18 protein-coding genes are annotated in these 13,615 nt (G+C 73.4%); 14 read left to right on the top strand and 4 right to left on the bottom strand.

Annotated elements, in window-relative coordinates; genetic code table 11:
• Window positions 1-261: 261 nt before the first annotated feature.
• The 12 genes from EKO23_RS23420 to EKO23_RS23365 all read left to right on the top strand — a co-directional run bounded on the left by EKO23_RS23420 (window position 262) and on the right by EKO23_RS23365 (window position 9,363).
• Window positions 262-477 carry a DUF7218 family protein gene (locus EKO23_RS23420; protein ID WP_134720904.1) on the top strand — a complete coding sequence of 72 codons (216 nt, stop codon included), beginning with the start codon at window positions 262-264 and terminating at the stop codon, window positions 475-477.
• 43 nt (window positions 478-520) lie between these two features.
• Complete coding sequence (locus tag EKO23_RS23415; protein WP_134720903.1) at window positions 521-955, top strand: SRPBCC family protein; 435 nt, start codon at window positions 521-523, stop codon at window positions 953-955.
• Entirely contained in the window at window positions 952-2,541 is a 1,590-nt protein-coding gene (locus tag EKO23_RS23410; protein WP_134720902.1) for a phytoene desaturase family protein, read from the top strand. Before EKO23_RS23415 ends, EKO23_RS23410 begins: the two co-directional genes overlap by 4 nt.
• The gene (locus tag EKO23_RS23405) at window positions 2,538-3,179 is read left to right on the top strand and encodes a methyltransferase domain-containing protein (protein ID WP_134720901.1); all 642 of its coding nucleotides are present in this window, start codon (window positions 2,538-2,540) and stop codon (window positions 3,177-3,179) included. The genes EKO23_RS23410 and EKO23_RS23405 overlap by 4 nt, the downstream gene beginning before the upstream one ends.
• 51 nt (window positions 3,180-3,230) lie before the next feature.
• Window positions 3,231-4,193: an LLM class F420-dependent oxidoreductase gene (locus EKO23_RS23400; protein ID WP_134720900.1), complete on the top strand. Its 963-nt coding sequence runs from the start codon at window positions 3,231-3,233 to the stop codon at window positions 4,191-4,193.
• Window positions 4,187-5,209, top strand: coding sequence for an iron-containing redox enzyme family protein (locus EKO23_RS23395; protein ID WP_134720899.1), 1,023 nt, complete (start codon window positions 4,187-4,189; stop codon window positions 5,207-5,209). The genes EKO23_RS23400 and EKO23_RS23395 overlap by 7 nt, the downstream gene beginning before the upstream one ends.
• An 8-nt stretch (window positions 5,210-5,217) precedes the next feature.
• Entirely contained in the window at window positions 5,218-5,427 is a 210-nt protein-coding gene (locus tag EKO23_RS23390; protein ID WP_246051273.1) for a CDGSH iron-sulfur domain-containing protein, read from the top strand.
• A 73-nt stretch (window positions 5,428-5,500) separates the two neighbouring features.
• Window positions 5,501-5,959 (top strand): hypothetical protein, encoded by a 459-nt coding sequence (locus tag EKO23_RS23385; RefSeq protein ID WP_134720897.1) that lies wholly within the window; start codon window positions 5,501-5,503, stop codon window positions 5,957-5,959.
• Window positions 5,956-7,185 (top strand): NRAMP family divalent metal transporter, encoded by a 1,230-nt coding sequence (locus EKO23_RS23380; RefSeq protein WP_134720896.1) that lies wholly within the window; start codon window positions 5,956-5,958, stop codon window positions 7,183-7,185. The genes EKO23_RS23385 and EKO23_RS23380 overlap by 4 nt, the downstream gene beginning before the upstream one ends.
• A 1-nt stretch (window position 7,186) precedes the next feature.
• Window positions 7,187-7,657 (top strand): hypothetical protein, encoded by a 471-nt coding sequence (locus EKO23_RS23375; protein WP_134720895.1) that lies wholly within the window; start codon window positions 7,187-7,189, stop codon window positions 7,655-7,657.
• A gap of 10 nt (window positions 7,658-7,667) precedes the next feature.
• Entirely contained in the window at window positions 7,668-8,795 is a 1,128-nt protein-coding gene (locus EKO23_RS23370; protein ID WP_134720894.1) for a carboxylate-amine ligase, read from the top strand.
• A 268-nt stretch (window positions 8,796-9,063) separates the two neighbouring features.
• Window positions 9,064-9,363, top strand: coding sequence for a GlsB/YeaQ/YmgE family stress response membrane protein (locus tag EKO23_RS23365; RefSeq protein ID WP_134720893.1), 300 nt, complete (start codon window positions 9,064-9,066; stop codon window positions 9,361-9,363).
• 15 nt (window positions 9,364-9,378) lie between these two features.
• Here EKO23_RS23365 and EKO23_RS23360 read toward each other — a convergent pair whose 3' ends face one another.
• The 4 genes from EKO23_RS23360 to EKO23_RS25530 all read right to left on the bottom strand — a co-directional run bounded on the left by EKO23_RS23360 (window position 9,379) and on the right by EKO23_RS25530 (window position 11,124).
• Complete coding sequence (locus tag EKO23_RS23360) at window positions 9,379-9,579, bottom strand: hypothetical protein (RefSeq protein ID WP_134720892.1); 201 nt, start codon at window positions 9,577-9,579, stop codon at window positions 9,379-9,381.
• A 79-nt stretch (window positions 9,580-9,658) separates the two neighbouring features.
• Window positions 9,659-10,132, bottom strand: a complete 474-nt coding sequence (locus EKO23_RS23355; RefSeq protein ID WP_134720891.1) for a DUF6328 family protein — start codon at window positions 10,130-10,132, stop codon at window positions 9,659-9,661.
• Between the two features lie 55 nt (window positions 10,133-10,187).
• Window positions 10,188-10,394 (bottom strand): hypothetical protein, encoded by a 207-nt coding sequence (locus tag EKO23_RS23350; RefSeq protein ID WP_134720890.1) that lies wholly within the window; start codon window positions 10,392-10,394, stop codon window positions 10,188-10,190.
• Window positions 10,395-10,443: 49 nt separating this feature from the next.
• On the bottom strand, window positions 10,444-11,124 hold the full coding sequence (locus EKO23_RS25530; RefSeq protein ID WP_167880624.1) for an HAD family hydrolase: 681 nt from the start codon (window positions 11,122-11,124) through the stop codon (window positions 10,444-10,446).
• A 193-nt stretch (window positions 11,125-11,317) separates the two neighbouring features.
• On the opposite strand from EKO23_RS25530, the gene EKO23_RS25525 reads away from it, so the two are divergent.
• Window positions 11,318-12,052 carry a hypothetical protein gene (locus tag EKO23_RS25525; protein WP_167880623.1) on the top strand — a complete coding sequence of 245 codons (735 nt, stop codon included), beginning with the start codon at window positions 11,318-11,320 and terminating at the stop codon, window positions 12,050-12,052.
• Window positions 12,042-13,550, top strand: a complete 1,509-nt coding sequence (locus EKO23_RS23340; RefSeq protein WP_134720888.1) for an Ig-like domain-containing protein — start codon at window positions 12,042-12,044, stop codon at window positions 13,548-13,550. Before EKO23_RS25525 ends, EKO23_RS23340 begins: the two co-directional genes overlap by 11 nt.
• Window positions 13,551-13,615: the final 65 nt, after the last annotated feature.

Raw genomic sequence — 13,615 nt, 5'->3', positions numbered from 1 at the left:
GGTCGTGGGCCACGGCGTGGCGTTCGGCCGACGTGCGGGGCGGCTGCCCGGTGTCGTTGTCGCCGGTGTAGCGGATGGTGGGGATGGAACGGGACACGAGTCACCACTCCCTCGAGGATGCGGTGCGGAACTCGCCGTCGTCTTCAGCGAGCGGTGTGCACGTGTGAAGGGGTGCGTACCCGGTGCCGGGACAACGCATGCCTCCGGTCTCCACGGGTACCAGAGGTGCCCACGAACCGACACCACCCTCAGGGAGGGGACATGCCCGGCAAGTCGTCCCACGTGAAGAACGAGAAGCAGTACGAGGCGCTCAAGGACAAGGGGATGTCGAAGGAGAGGGCGGCGAAGATCGCCAACTCGCCCGACGCCTCGAAGCACGGCGGGCAGTCCAGCGGGTCCGGCGGAAACTCCTCGCAGGGCGGGACGACCGCCCAGAAGAAGAAGGCAGGTCGCAAGGGCGGCAAGGCTTCTCACTGAGATCCGGAGCGTGATCGCCCCCGGTTCGGGGAACCGGGCGCCCATGCCCCACAACACACGGATCATCGAGGCCACCCCGCAGAAGGTCTGGGACGTGCTCGCCGACGGCTGGCTCTATCCGCTGTGGGTCGTCGGCGCCTCCCGGATGCGGGAGGTGGACGACCACTGGCCCGAGGTGGGCAGCCGGATCCACCACTCGGTCGGTGTGTGGCCTGCTCTCGTCGACGACCACACCGAGGTCACCGACGTGACGCCGGGAGCCTCGCTGACGTTACGCGCGCGGGCCTGGCCGGCGGGCGAGGCCGCCGTCCACCTGAGGCTCACGCCGGCAGCCGACGGCACCGAGGTGCGGATCGAGGAGGATGTCGTCTCGGGTCCCGGCACGCTCACCCCGCCGCCGCTGCGCGGCCTCTCGCTCAAGTGGCGCAACACCGAGAGCTTGCGGCGCCTCGCGTTCATCGCCGAGCGGCGTCGATGAGCCACGACGCCGTCGTGGTGGGCTCAGGGCCCAACGGGCTGGTCGCCGCCAACCACCTCGCCGACCACGACTGGTCGGTGCTCGTCGTGGAGGCCCAGCCGGACGTGGGCGGTGCGGTGCGCAGCGACCGGGACGTCCACCCCGACTTCGTGCACGACACGTTCAGCTCGTTCTACCCGCTCGCCGCGGCCTCGCCCGTGCTCCAGCGGTTCCACCTCGAGCGGCACGGCCTGACCTGGCGGCACGCACCCGCGGTGCTCGGACACCCCCTGTCCGACGGATCCTGGGCGCTGCTGCACCGCGACCGGGAGATGACCGCCGCCGGGTTCGACACGCAGCACCCCGGGGACGGGGAGGCATGGCTCGCCACGTGTGCCGAGTGGGACCGGATCGGCCCGGACATCGTCGGTGCCTTGCTGGCCCCGTTCCCGCCGGTCCGTCACGGGGCCGGGGCGCTCCGCAGGCTCCGGTCGGTCGGTGGGCTGGCGTTCGTCCGCTCGCTGCTCACGCCGGCTCTCGAGCTGGGCCGGAACCGCTTCGGAGGTGTCGGGCCGCGGGTCCTGCTCGCCGGCAACGCCGGGCACGCCGACATCCCGCTCGACGCCCCGGGCTCGGGCCTGTTCGCGCTGCTCATGACCATGCTCGGGCAGACCGTGGGCTTCCCTGTGCCGCAGGGCGGCGCGGGCCGGCTCAGCGAGGCGCTGGCACGACGCCTCCGGTCGCTCGGCGGTGAGATCCGTACCTGCTGCGAGGTGGTGCGGATCGAGGTGGACGGTGGCCGCGCGGTCGCGGTGCGCACCTCCGACGGGGAGCGGCTGGCGGCCTCCCGCGCGATCGTCGCCGATGTCGCCGCGCCGCACCTCTACCGGCGGTTGCTGGCGCCCGACGACCTCCCGGCCCGGACCCTGCGGGCGATGCAGTCGTTCCAGCTGGACCCGGGGACGGTGAAGGTCGACTGGGCGCTCGAGCGGCCGGTGCCCTGGCGCTCCGCCCCGCTGCATCAGCCCGGGACGGTCCACGTCGCCGACTCGGTGGAGGAGATGACCGAGGCCTTCGGGCAGGTGCAGGCCCGGGCGGTGCCGGCCCGGCCGTTCCTGCTGGCCGGCCAGATGAGCACCACCGACCCGACCCGCTCGCGGACCGGCACCGAGAGCATGTGGGCCTACACGCACGTGCCGCAGCAGGTGGTCTCCGACGCCGGAGACGGATCGATCCGCGGCGCCTGGGACCGCGACGACTGCGAGCGGTTCGCCGACCGGATCCAGGCGCGGGTCGAGGAGCTGGCGCCCGGGTTCGGCGGCCGCGTCGTCGCCCGCCGGGTGCTCGGACCCCGTGAGCTCGAGGAGCGCAACGCCAACCTCATCGGGGGCGCGATCAACGGCGGCACCGCCCAGCTCCACCAGCAGCTGGTCTTCCGCCCGGTCCCGGGAACGGGGCGGGCCGAGACGCCGGTCCGGGGGCTCTACCTCGGCTCGGCGTCCGCTCACCCCGGCGGAGGCGTGCACGGCGCCCCCGGCCACAACGCGGCGCGGGCGGCCCTGCTCCACGCCCGGGTACGTCGCCCTCTGACCCTGGTGCGCCGATGACCGGGACCACGAGCGCCCGACGCACCACGCAGTTCGGCCACCTCGCGATCGCGTACGACGACCGCGTGCTGCGGCCACGCAGCTGGACGACCGCGCAGGCACGTTGGGCGTCCGAGCTGCTGGCGACCTGCCCCGCAGGGCCGGTGCTGGAGCTCTGCTGCGGGGCCGGGCAGATCGGTCTGCTCGCCGCGGCCCTGACCGGTCGTCCGGTGGTGATGGTCGACGCCGACCCCGTTGCCTGCTACTTCGCCCGGGAGAACGCCCGGGGGGCGGGGCTCGCCGACCGCGTCGACGTGCGGTGCGCCGACCTGGGCGCGGCCCTGGCGCCGTACGAACGGTTCGCGCTGGTGATCGCGGACCCGCCCTGGGTGCCGACCGGCGCCGTCGCCCGGTTCCCCCGGGACCCGGTCACCGCCATCGACGGGGGTGCCGACGGGCTCGGCCCGGCCCGGGCCTGCCTCCGCGCTGCGGGGAGGCACGTCCTGCCCGGCGGCGCGGTGGTCCTCCAGACCGGTCCGCGTCAGCCGCCCGCCGTACGCGCCGAGGCCGGCGCGCACGGCCTCCGGGTGGTGGACGCCCGGCACTACGGCGAACGGGGTTCGCTGGTGCGCCTGGAGCCCGCTGGCCGGGAGGTGTGAGCGGGAGGCCAACGGGATACCGCGCGGCATCGACCCAGGAGGAGGTGCAGGATGCGGTTCGGATACTTCCTGTCGTGCGAGGAGTTCACGCCCGCCGAGCTCGTGGAGCAGGCGGTGCTGGCCGAGCAGGCAGGTTTCGACGCGCTGTGGATCAGCGACCACTTCCATCCGTGGAACGACGAGCAGGGCCAGAGCCCGTTCGTGTGGTCGGTGATCGGCGCCGTGGCCCAGGCCTGCTCGTTGCCGGTCACCACGGCCGTGACCTGCCCGACCGTCCGCACCCACCCGGCCGTCGTCGCGCAGGCCGCGGCCACCAGTGCGGTGCTCCTCGGAGGCCGGTTCACGCTCGGCGTGGGGACCGGCGAGGCGCTCAACGAGCACATCACCGGCGGACCGTGGCCCACGGTTGAGGTGCGTCTGGAGATGCTCGAGGAGGCCGTGGAGGTCATGCGCCGGCTGTGGACCGGCGAGCAGGTCAGCCACCGCGGACGCCACTACACGGTCGACACCGCACGCATCTATACGCTGCCGGACGAGCCCCCACCGGTGTACGTGTCGGGCTTCGGGCCCAAGGCCGTCGACCTCGCCGCGCGCATCGGTGACGGGTACATCACCACCTCACCCGACCCCGACCTCCTGTCGCGGTTCCGCGAGCTCTCGGGCGGCAAGCCGGCCCAGGCCGGCAGCAAGGTGGCCTGGGCGGCCACCGAGGACGCAGGGGCCCGGATCGCGCACCGTCTCTGGGCCAACGCCGGCCTTCCCGGGGAGCTGGCGCAGGTGCTGCCGTCGCCGCGCCACTTCGAGCAGGCCTCGCAGCTGGTCACCGAGGAGATGTCGCGCGAGGCCGCCCCCTGCGGACCGGACGTCGAGCGGCACGTCAAGGGCCTGCGCCCGTACGTCGAGGCCGGGTTCGACGATCTCTACGTCGCCAACATGGGCCCGCACTACCGCGAGATGATCGCGGCGTACGGCGAGCAGGTGCTACCGGCGCTGAGGGCGGGAGACCCATGGTGATCCCTCCGGCGCGTGGTCCCCTGACCGCGTCTCTCTTCGCGGCCCTCGTCGACGGCACCCCCCTCGCCCACACGGACCTGCTGACGCGTCTCGACGGGGACGGAGTCCTGTCCGACGACGACCTCCAGCTCGCCCTGTGGGTCTGCTACGCGCTGCACTACGAGTCGGTCGACGGGGTGCCGGACGACCGTGAGTGGGACCTCGACGTGCTCGCCTTCCGCCAAGCGCTCGAGGAGCGCTTCCTGGCCGCGCTGCACGACCTCGCCGCGGAGGTCGTCGACGACTGGGCGCACCGTGAGGGCGACGTCGGCGACCGTCTCTTCGCCCTCACGGACTCGGTCGAGGGCCCCTCCCTGTCCCGGCACCTCCACCGGCACGGCGACGTCGTCCAGCTGCGGGAGCTCCTGGCCCACCGGAGCGCCTACAACCTGCGCGAGTCCGACCCGCAGGCCCTCGCCCTGCCCCGGCTGGACGGACCGGCCAAGGTGGCGCTGGCCGAGCTGCTGTTCGACGAGTTCGGCGCGGGGCGACCCGAGCGGCTGCACAGCACGCTGTTCGCGGAGGCGATGGTCGCGGCCGGGCTGGACCCCCGCTACGGAGGGTTGCTGGACCGTCTTCCCGGAACCACCCTCGCGATCACCAACGCGATGAACCTCTTCCACCTGCGCCGCTCCCTGCTCCCTGCCTCGCTCGGGCACTTCGGCGCCTTCGAGGCCACCAGCTCCGAGCCCTCGCGACGGCTGGCCGCGGCCGCCCGGCGGCTCGACCTGCCGCCTGCCGTGGCGGCGTACTTCGACGAGCACGTCGAGGCCGACGCCGTGCACGAGCAGCTGATGTTCCGTGCCGTGTGCGCGCCGGTCGCCGCGTCCGGCCCCGACGCCGAGACCGGGGTCTTCTTCGGGGCGGCGGCCTGCCTGCTGCTGGAGGCCCGCGCGGGTCAGGCGTTGCTGGACGCATGGACAAGTGGGGAGAGCAGCCTGCTCCCGGCCGCGGACGACGAGCAGCTGGCGTCATGACAGCGCGGGTGAGTGCCACTCCCTGCCCGGGCGGGCCCCTGTTGCTGCGCGGCGTGGAGGAGGTCGAGACCGCGGACGGCACGGTGCACAGCGTCGACCGGCCGGTGGTCGCCCTGTGCCGCTGCGAGCGGTCGCAGCGGCTGCCGTGGTGCGACGGGACGCACCGGGCGCTGGCCCGTGGTGCGCGGCGTACGGCGGGTGACGTCGCTCCCGCATGAAGGCCGGCGCCCCGGGGAACCGCGGGGCATGCCGGACCGTGCTCCCTGCCTGTTCCGGGGGAGGGGCCCGGTGGTGCCCTGGAGCAGGCGACGCCGCGCGCTGACCCTCGTCGCGTGGCTCCTCGGCGCGGTGCTCCTGGGAGCCTGCGCACCGGCCACGCCGGACAGCCAGGCGTGGCGCGCGTCGGCCGTCCAGACGCTCGAGGACACCTCCAGCCAGCTGGCGACGATGCGGCTGACGGTCGAGCAGGAGCGACGGGACCGCCTGCCCGGCCGCTACGCCGTCACCGTCGCCGTGGACAGCGAGGAGCAGGCGGCGATGGCTGCCGAGTCGCTCACCGGCCAGCAGCCTCCCGGGACGGAACGCCGCGCCTACGACCGGGTGAGCGGCCTGCTCGACGACGCACAGTCGCTGATCTCCGAGGCGCGCATCGCCCTGGTCGACGGCCGCACGCAGGAGTATCCGTCGCTGCTGCGCCGGCTCGACCGGATGGGTGCCCGCGCGGACCGCGAGACGGAGCGGCTGCGATGAGGAGGTACCTCGGCGTCGCGCTCGGCATCCTCACCGCCATCGGCGGCTTCGTCGACATCGGTGACCTCGTGACGAACGCCCAGGTCGGGGCCCGGTTCGGCATGTCCCTCACCTGGGCCGTCGTCATCGGGGTCCTCGGGATCTGCGTGTACGCCGAGATGTCGGGCCGGGTGGCCGCGGTGAGTGGCCGGGCCACGTTCGACCTGGTCCGCGAACGCCTAGGGCCGCGGGTGGGCCTGCTCAACCTGGTCGGGTCGATGGCGGTCACGCTCCTGACGTTCGTGGCCGAGATCGGCGGTGTGGCGCTGGCCGTGCAGCTGGTCACCTCCGTGAACGAGCTGCTGCTGGTCCCGTTCGTGGGCCTGCTGGTGTGGCTGGTCCTGTGGCGCGCGCGGTTCAGCCTCATGGAGAACGTGCTCGGGCTGCTCGGCCTGGCGCTGGTCGTGTTCGCGGTCGCCTTCTGGCAGCTCGGCCCGGACTGGTCGTTCCTGGCCCGACAGGCCGCCGGCGCCACGAAGCCGGCGGCGGAGACGTGGACCACGTGGTGGTACTACTTCGTCGCCCTGTTCGGCGCCGCCATGACGCCGTACGAGGTCTTCTTCTTCTCCTCCGGCGGTGTGGAGGAGCGCTGGTCGCCGGCCGACCTGCCCGTCATGCGCGCCAACGTGTTCATCGGCTTCCCGCTCGGCGGGCTGCTGTCGCTCTCGATCGCGGGGGTCGCGAGCCAGGTGCTGCTCCCGGCCGGGATCACCGTCGACACGCTCGGGCAGGTCGGACTGCCGGTCGCGGTGGCCCTCGGCAAGCTCGGGCTGGCGGTCGCGGTGCTGGGCTTCGTGGCGGCCACGTTCGGCGCGGCCTGCGAGACGGGGCTGTCGGTCGGCTACAGCATCGCGCAGTACGTCGGGTGGCAGTGGGGCAAGTACGTCCGGCCGGCCCGCGCCAGGGCGTTCCACGGCGTCCTGCTGGCGTCGACGCTGCTTGCGATCGCGGTGCTGCTCACGACGGTCGACCCGATCCTGGTCACCGAGTTCTCGGTGGTGTTCTCCGCCGTGGCGCTGCCGCTGACCTACTTCCCGATCCTCGTCGTCGCGAACGACCGCGACTACCTCGGCGAGCACGTCAACGGGCGACTGGCGAACGTGCTGGGCACGACCTACCTCGTCATCCTGACGCTGGCCGCGCTGGCCGCCGTGCCCCTCATGGTCGTCACCCGGATGGGGCAGTGAGATGGCCGGCGACGACCTGCGAGACCAGGACCGGCTCCGCTCACCCCTCGACGCGGTCCTGCACCTGCTCGACCGCCAGATCGTCGACCGTGACGAGCGGCTGGTCGGCAAGGTCGACGACGTCGAGCTCAGCGAGGAAGCCGACGGCACGCTGCGCGTCAGCGGGCTGCTCCTGGGGACGGCGGCGCTGCTGCCGAGGTTCGGGTCAGGGAGGTCTGGCCCCTGGCTGCTCGAGCCCAGCGCAGGGCTGCGCCACGAGCGCGTGGTGGCGGTCGCCCTCGTCGTCGGACGGGGCCGGCCGCGTTCGATGCTCGGCTACGACCGGCGCGCGGCGACGGGCCCGCTGCCGGTCGCCTGGCTCGTGCGCCGCCTGCACAGGCTGGACCGGGTCACCCGGATCGACTGGGAACGATGCGAGGTCGACGTCGACGGGGCCCTCGACGATCTCGTCCACCCGAGCAGGTCGCCGTGAGGGGGAACGCATGAGCGTCCGTCGGGTGGGGATCGAGGAGGAGTTCCTGCTGGTCGACGCGGACACGGGCTCGCCCGTGCCGGTCGCGCGCGAGGTGCTCGCGCGGTGCACGGACCAGGACCCCGCGACCGGGCCGGTCGTCAAGCCCGAGTTCTTCCTGGCGCAGGTCGAGGTGAACAGTCGGCCGCACCGGGCCCTGGCCGAGGCGGGTGCGGAGCTGGCGGAGACGCGCTCCCGGATTGCGTCCGTCGCGGCCGACGCCGGCGCGCTCCTCCTCGCCGTACCCCTGCCTCCGTTCCCGGACGGCCCGACGGGAGCCGGGACGCTGTGCTCTCCGGGGGACCGCTACGAGAGGATCCGGACGCAGTACGGCGCCGTGGCTGACAGCTCGCTGATGTGTGCGATGCACGTGCACGTCGAGGTGGCCGACGACGAGGAGGCCGTCGGGATCGTCAACCGCGTTCGCCCCTGGGTTCCGCTGCTGGTGGCCCTCAGCGCGAACTCGCCGTACTGGCGGGGCGCGGACACGGGTTACGCGAGCTGGCGGTCCCGCTTGTGGAACGCCTGGCCGACGAGCGGGCCGACCGAGGTCTTCGCGGACGCGTCGGAGTACCACCGGCTGACCCGGCAGGTCGTGGCCGCCGGCTCCGCCCTCGACATCGCCCTGGTCAACTTCGACGTCAGGATCTCGAGCCGCTACCCGACGGTGGAGTTCCGGGTGGCGGACGTGTGCACCGACCTGAGGGACGCCCTGGTCGTCGCGGCACTCACCCGGGCGGCGGTCGAGCACGCCTCACGCGCCCATGACGTCGGGGTGCCACTCGTCGGATGGCGCACCGAGGCACTGCGATCCGCATCGTGGCGGGCTGCCCGGTTCGGGCTCACCGACCGGCTGCTGTGCCCCATGACCGCAGAGCCGGTGCCTGCCGCCGCGGCCGTGGACACCATGCTGGCGACGCTCCACGACGAGCTGGCCGACGCAGGCGACCTGGACCTGGTCCTCACCGCGCTGAAGACGGGCACCGCCACGGCCGGCGCCCAGGTCCAGCGCCAGGTCTTCGCTGACGCCGGCCCTGCCGGGCTGCTGGCCGACCTTGCCCGGCGCTCGGCCGGGACCGGGTCGTATCCGTCCCGCTGACCTCACCCGCCGTGGGCAACCGGACGCTCTTCCTGTGATTCGTGGTGCCGGAGGGGCATGAGGGCGAACCTGCCGGGTACCGGGTGGCCACGATCGACAACCGCACTTACGCAGAGCGGGGGAGCAGGCGGTCGTGGAGCCGCCCGGCTGGTTGCCGGGCGGCTCCGCACGTCCTCGAGGGGCGGAAATCGGATCGTGCGGTGCGTGCCGGCGGCGCAGGGGGGTACCGGGCAACCAGGCACGACGCGTGCCGGGGAGGAGTTCAACCATGGAAATCATCGGTGTCATCGTCGCGGGCATCATCATCGGCCTGCTGGGCAAGTTCGTCGCCCCCGGGGACAAGGACAACATCCCGATCTGGCTCACGGTGCTGTGCGGCATCGGTGGGGTCGTGATCGGCTGGTACATCTACGCTGCGTTCGGCGGCAACGGGAGCGCGGGGGTCGACTGGGTCCGGTGGATCGTGGCCATCGCGGTCGCGGCCGTGCTGGTCGTCATCGCCTCCACGGTCACGGGCCGGAACCGGTCCAAGGGGGTCTTCCGTTCCAACAAGGGGGTCTTCCACTAGACCCGGGGGAGGACGTCAGTCCTCGAACTGCTCCTCGGCCAGCTCGTGACCGGGCTGGTCGGGGAAGTTCTCCTGCTCGTCCGGGTCCTCGTCGAGGCGTCGCTCGGCGTCCGCCGAAGAAATGCCCTCCTCGTCGGGGACGCCCGCGAGCTCGACGTCGTCGCCCTTGGCCGCCGTGGTGCTGCCGTGCCGTTCGGGTCTGCTCTGCGAGGTCATGCGTCGTGGTACCCCTCGCGCTCCCGGACATGCCGTCCACTGGATGGTCGGGCGGCGGTTGAGCGCCCGACCGCCGGACCTACGAACGGGTCAGGCGCTGCGGCACCAGCACCAACAGCAGGAGCAGCAGCACCGCCATGGCACCCCCGACCACCAGGGCGAGGGGCAGGTCGGTGACCACGTCGAAGACCAGGACGACGATGCCCACGATGAGCAGGGCGATGCAGGTCAGGGCGGCGTACACGAGCCGGTGGGTGGTGGTGACCACGCGCTCCTTCACGTGCTCGCCCGACAACCGACGGTGCACGGCTACGGGACCGAGGACGAGGGCTGTGGTCGTGGTGGCCAGCAGCACGAGGACGAGGTAGAGGGACTCCTGGAACCGGCTGAGGTCCTGGAAACGCTGCTGGAACGGCAGCGTGAGGAGGAAGGCCGCGGTGAGCTGGGCTCCGGTCTGCATGACGCGCAGCTCCTGCAGCAGGTCGGCGAACTTGCGGTCCAGCCGCTCGTCCGGCGTCTCGTGCCTCGGTGCCTCGCCGTGGTTGGTGGTCATGCCCGTCAGTTCCCCGGCGGGGCGGGTCGCATTCCGGATCGGCTGGGACGCGGACTCAGTCCTCGCCGGCGGCCGGGCCGCTGCGGGTTGCCGGACCTTCCTGGGTCGCGCCCCCCTCGGAGCTCCAGTCCGAGGAGGTCCCCTCGTCATCCTGCGTGCCCGGTTCGTCCCGGGGGTCGTCGAGGTTGGGGTCGCTGGTCACGTCCGGCTCCGAGTCGAGCGGGGCCGGTGCTCGGTCGCGGTGGGCGTCACGCTGCGTCATGCGCAACCGGTACCCGCGGGCACTCCGGACATGCGGTGGACACGTGCTCTCAGAGCCGGAGCGACCCCTGCTTGTCGACGTGCTCGGCCAGAGCTCCGGCATCGCGGAAGACCGCGACCGCGCCGGCGTCCCGGAGGTCGGCTTCCGGGATCCCGCCGGTCAGGACGCCCACGCACGGAACTCCTGCATCCTGCGCGGACGCGACGTCCCACACGGTGTCCCCCACGAGCACGGCCCGGTCCGCCTCGACCCGGGCCAGCGCCTTCTCCACGAGCTCACCCGACGGTTTCGTCTGCTCGGCCTCGGACCCGGTCACCAGCTCCTGCAGCAGGCGTCCGCTGCCGGGCACGCGCTCGAGCAGACGTTCGGACAGCTCGTTGTCCGAGGACGAGGCGAGCACCACGTGGAAGCCGTGCTTCCGGAGCACCTCGAGCAGCGTCGACGCTCCGGACGTGGCGGTGATCGTCGCGAACACGTGGTCGAGCTGCTCGGCGTGCCGGCCGCGAACGTGGTCGCCGACCCGGTCCTCGACCGTGTCCCCGGCGACGTGAGCGACGAGGCGGTCTCCTCCCATCCCGATCGCCCGGTGCAGGCGCTCGGCCGGGATGTCGACCCCGACGTCCAGGAACGCCGCGCGCCAGGCCACCACGTGGGCGTAGCTGGAGTCGACCAGCGTGCCGTCGAGGTCGAGCACGACGGTGTCAGGGCGGGCGGTGTCGGTCACGGCCATCACCTGGTCCTCCTCTGGCGGGTCTGGACGCCCGCGGTACCCACCAGACCCGCCTCCATGTCCGGGGCGTCCCGCTCGCCGGTGCGCACCGCACCATCGCCCACTTGGGGCATTGCGCGCCCCACGGGGCCCGCGAACAATGGACAGCGGCCCTGTCAGCCCTGCCATGTCAGCTCTACCCGGGGGAGGCGACATGAGGCGCAGCATCGCGACGTCGCGCTCGTTCGCGCTGGGCCTCGCCCTCCTCGTCTGGCTGGGCGTCGCCGTCGCCATCGCGGCCGGACCGGTGCTGACCGGGTCGGGGTCGAACGAGCAACCGTCCCGGCCCCGGACGTCCACCGCCACCCCGGCACCGCCGGAGGACGCGGCCCTGCGCTCCCGCCCCCGGCTCGCGCTCCACGGTCGGGCAGCTGCCCACGCCCCGGGAGAGCTGCGACTCCGGATCAGCACCAGCGGCACCTTCCGCCCGACAGTGGATGCACCGGCCCGCCTCCGAGTCGTGCTCTCCGTCGCCGAGGCCCGCATCATCCGTCGCGTCGCCCTGACCGACGGGGTGCTGTCTGCGGTGTTCCGCCACCTGCGACCGGGCACGTGGCGGTGGGAGGTGGACGCCGCGTCGGGCTGGACGCTCGCCGACGTCGACCGCGCTTCCGGTCGGGTCGCCGTACCTGCTCCCGCCCCGCCGCCGCAGCCCCCACCGGCCGCTGAACCGAGCACCCAGTCCGTGGGGGCGGGCGCCGAGGCGTCCTCGCCGAGCGGACCAGCCCAGGGGTCGGGCACGTCAACCACGTCGACCCCGCCCGGAGAGCCGGCTGGACAGAGCACAGATCCCGCGCCGGCGCACGACGGCGGGGGCGGGAGCAACCAGCCCGCCGCCCCGTTCGGAGGTGGCGGCGCCCCGACCCCGGAGGGTCCCCATGCCCCGTAGGCTCGTCGTCTCCGCCGCGGTCCTGGCCGTGGCCGTCACCACCTTCGTCATCGTGGTCGGCTCGGCGCCCGCGCGGGCGGCGTACCCGGTCAGCCGGATCGGTTTCCGCATCCCCGCGGACGGCACCGCGTCGGGAGCCTGGCTCGGCAGCCGGACGCTGGGCTCGCGACCTGTCTACCTCATCGACCCGGCCCGGAAGCTGGTCCGGACCCGGTACGCCGCCGCCAGGCCGGTCGCGAAGCTCGGCTCGCGGCGGGCCACCGCGCGCGCGGCGTGGATCCTGTCCCGGTACGGCAACCAGCACGGCGCCGACCGGCGTTACTACGCCGCCGCCACGGACGTGGCACTGGACGCCCTGCTGGTGGGCGGGGCGTACAGCCTGACCGGCTCCGCGACCCGGCGACACCTGCGCCAGAGCGGCCACGGCGCGACGGTGCGGTCGTGGGCCCGGTACTTCCTCACCGTGTCCAGGAAGTACGCCGGGCCGTACCGCGTGACCATCTCCCGCACCGGCGCGACCGTCGGCGGACCGGTGACCGTCCGCGCCAGGATCACGGCGGCTGCGACCGGGGCGCCGATCCCGCAGCGCCCCGTGCGGATCCGTTACGACGGCCGCGAGCCGGTGCGGCTCGGCACCGACGACGACGGCCGGGTCAAGGCGCGGTTCACCTCCACCCGGCCCGGCGACGTCCCGGTCACCCTGCGGATCGGCGCCCTGCCGGCGTCGACGATGTTCGTCCGGGCGCCCTCGAATCGGCGGGCGTCCCGCGCCGCCGTCGCGGGGATCCGGGTGGCAGAGACCCGTCGGTTCACGGTCCCGGTCCGTGGCACCCCGGCCATCGAGGTCAGGCCTCCCGCCACGATGTCCGGGCCCGGGCTGACGAGTGGCTCGTTCACGCTCGACGGGGTCGGCGGCTCGGCGGCCAACACCGCGACCGCCACCCTCTACGGACCCTTCGACTCGCTGTCCCAGGCCGTGTGCGTCGAGCTCGAGGCGCGCGCGTCGGCGGGCGTGACCGTGGGCGGCAACGGAACGTACCCGCTTCCGAGCCTCCGCGTGCCGCGGTACGGCATCTACGTCTGGAAGGTCAGGACGGCGGCCAACCGGCTCAACCACGAGGCCGAGCGGTGCGGCGGCAAGGTCCGCGCCCTCAGCAGACCGACGCTGACCGTCCGGGCGCCGGTGACCCGGGTCCCGGCCGGCCGGCTGGTCCGCGCGTCGGTGAAGCCGACCGGCCTCCCGGACGGCTATCAGCGGACCGGCAGGGTCCGGCTGATCGGCCCCTTCCTGCGCCGCGACCGCGTCCACTGCTCAGCGGGCCGCACGCTCGTGACCCGGCGGTTCACGGCCGAGGCCAACGTGGCGCACTGGACGCCGCGTATCAAGGTGACGAGGAAGGGCTACTACGCCTGGGTCGCCACCGCGCCCTCGTCGTACTTCTCGTTCCCCGCGGCCTCCCGGTGCAGGGCCCGCGGGTCGGTCTTCGTGGTCCGCTGACCGCGTGGTCCCGGCCCGAGCCGGGCCAGGGCGGCTAGGGCGTGTCTCCCTAGTTCGGGCGTGAG

The sequence above is a fragment of the Nocardioides guangzhouensis genome (genome assembly GCF_004519545.1).
Lineage (GTDB): Bacteria > Actinomycetota > Actinomycetes > Propionibacteriales > Nocardioidaceae > Nocardioides > Nocardioides guangzhouensis.
Note: the sequence above shows the minus strand (reverse complement) of the source record. Positions and strands in the feature narration are given on the sequence as shown.

Excerpts from the sequence above, each read along its gene's own strand:
- EKO23_RS23420 (WP_134720904.1), top strand. The coding sequence starts at position 262 with ATGCCCGGCAAGTCGTCCCACGTGAAGAACGAGAAGCAGTACGAGGCG.
- EKO23_RS23415 (WP_134720903.1), top strand. The coding sequence starts at position 521 with ATGCCCCACAACACACGGATCATCGAGGCCACCCCGCAGAAGGTCTGG.
- EKO23_RS23410 (WP_134720902.1), top strand. The coding sequence starts at position 952 with ATGAGCCACGACGCCGTCGTGGTGGGCTCAGGGCCCAACGGGCTGGTC.
- EKO23_RS23405 (WP_134720901.1), top strand. The coding sequence starts at position 2,538 with ATGACCGGGACCACGAGCGCCCGACGCACCACGCAGTTCGGCCACCTC.
- EKO23_RS23400 (WP_134720900.1), top strand. The coding sequence starts at position 3,231 with ATGCGGTTCGGATACTTCCTGTCGTGCGAGGAGTTCACGCCCGCCGAG.
- EKO23_RS23395 (WP_134720899.1), top strand. The coding sequence starts at position 4,187 with ATGGTGATCCCTCCGGCGCGTGGTCCCCTGACCGCGTCTCTCTTCGCG.
- EKO23_RS23380 (WP_134720896.1), top strand. The coding sequence starts at position 5,956 with ATGAGGAGGTACCTCGGCGTCGCGCTCGGCATCCTCACCGCCATCGGC.
- EKO23_RS23375 (WP_134720895.1), top strand. The coding sequence starts at position 7,187 with ATGGCCGGCGACGACCTGCGAGACCAGGACCGGCTCCGCTCACCCCTC.
- EKO23_RS23370 (WP_134720894.1), top strand. The coding sequence starts at position 7,668 with ATGAGCGTCCGTCGGGTGGGGATCGAGGAGGAGTTCCTGCTGGTCGAC.
- EKO23_RS23365 (WP_134720893.1), top strand. The coding sequence starts at position 9,064 with ATGGAAATCATCGGTGTCATCGTCGCGGGCATCATCATCGGCCTGCTG.
- EKO23_RS23360 (WP_134720892.1), bottom strand. The coding sequence starts at position 9,579 with ATGACCTCGCAGAGCAGACCCGAACGGCACGGCAGCACCACGGCGGCC.
- EKO23_RS23355 (WP_134720891.1), bottom strand. The coding sequence starts at position 10,132 with ATGACCACCAACCACGGCGAGGCACCGAGGCACGAGACGCCGGACGAG.
- EKO23_RS23350 (WP_134720890.1), bottom strand. The coding sequence starts at position 10,394 with ATGACGCAGCGTGACGCCCACCGCGACCGAGCACCGGCCCCGCTCGAC.
- EKO23_RS25530 (WP_167880624.1), bottom strand. The coding sequence starts at position 11,124 with ATGGCCGTGACCGACACCGCCCGCCCTGACACCGTCGTGCTCGACCTC.
- EKO23_RS25525 (WP_167880623.1), top strand. The coding sequence starts at position 11,318 with ATGAGGCGCAGCATCGCGACGTCGCGCTCGTTCGCGCTGGGCCTCGCC.
- EKO23_RS23340 (WP_134720888.1), top strand. The coding sequence starts at position 12,042 with ATGCCCCGTAGGCTCGTCGTCTCCGCCGCGGTCCTGGCCGTGGCCGTC.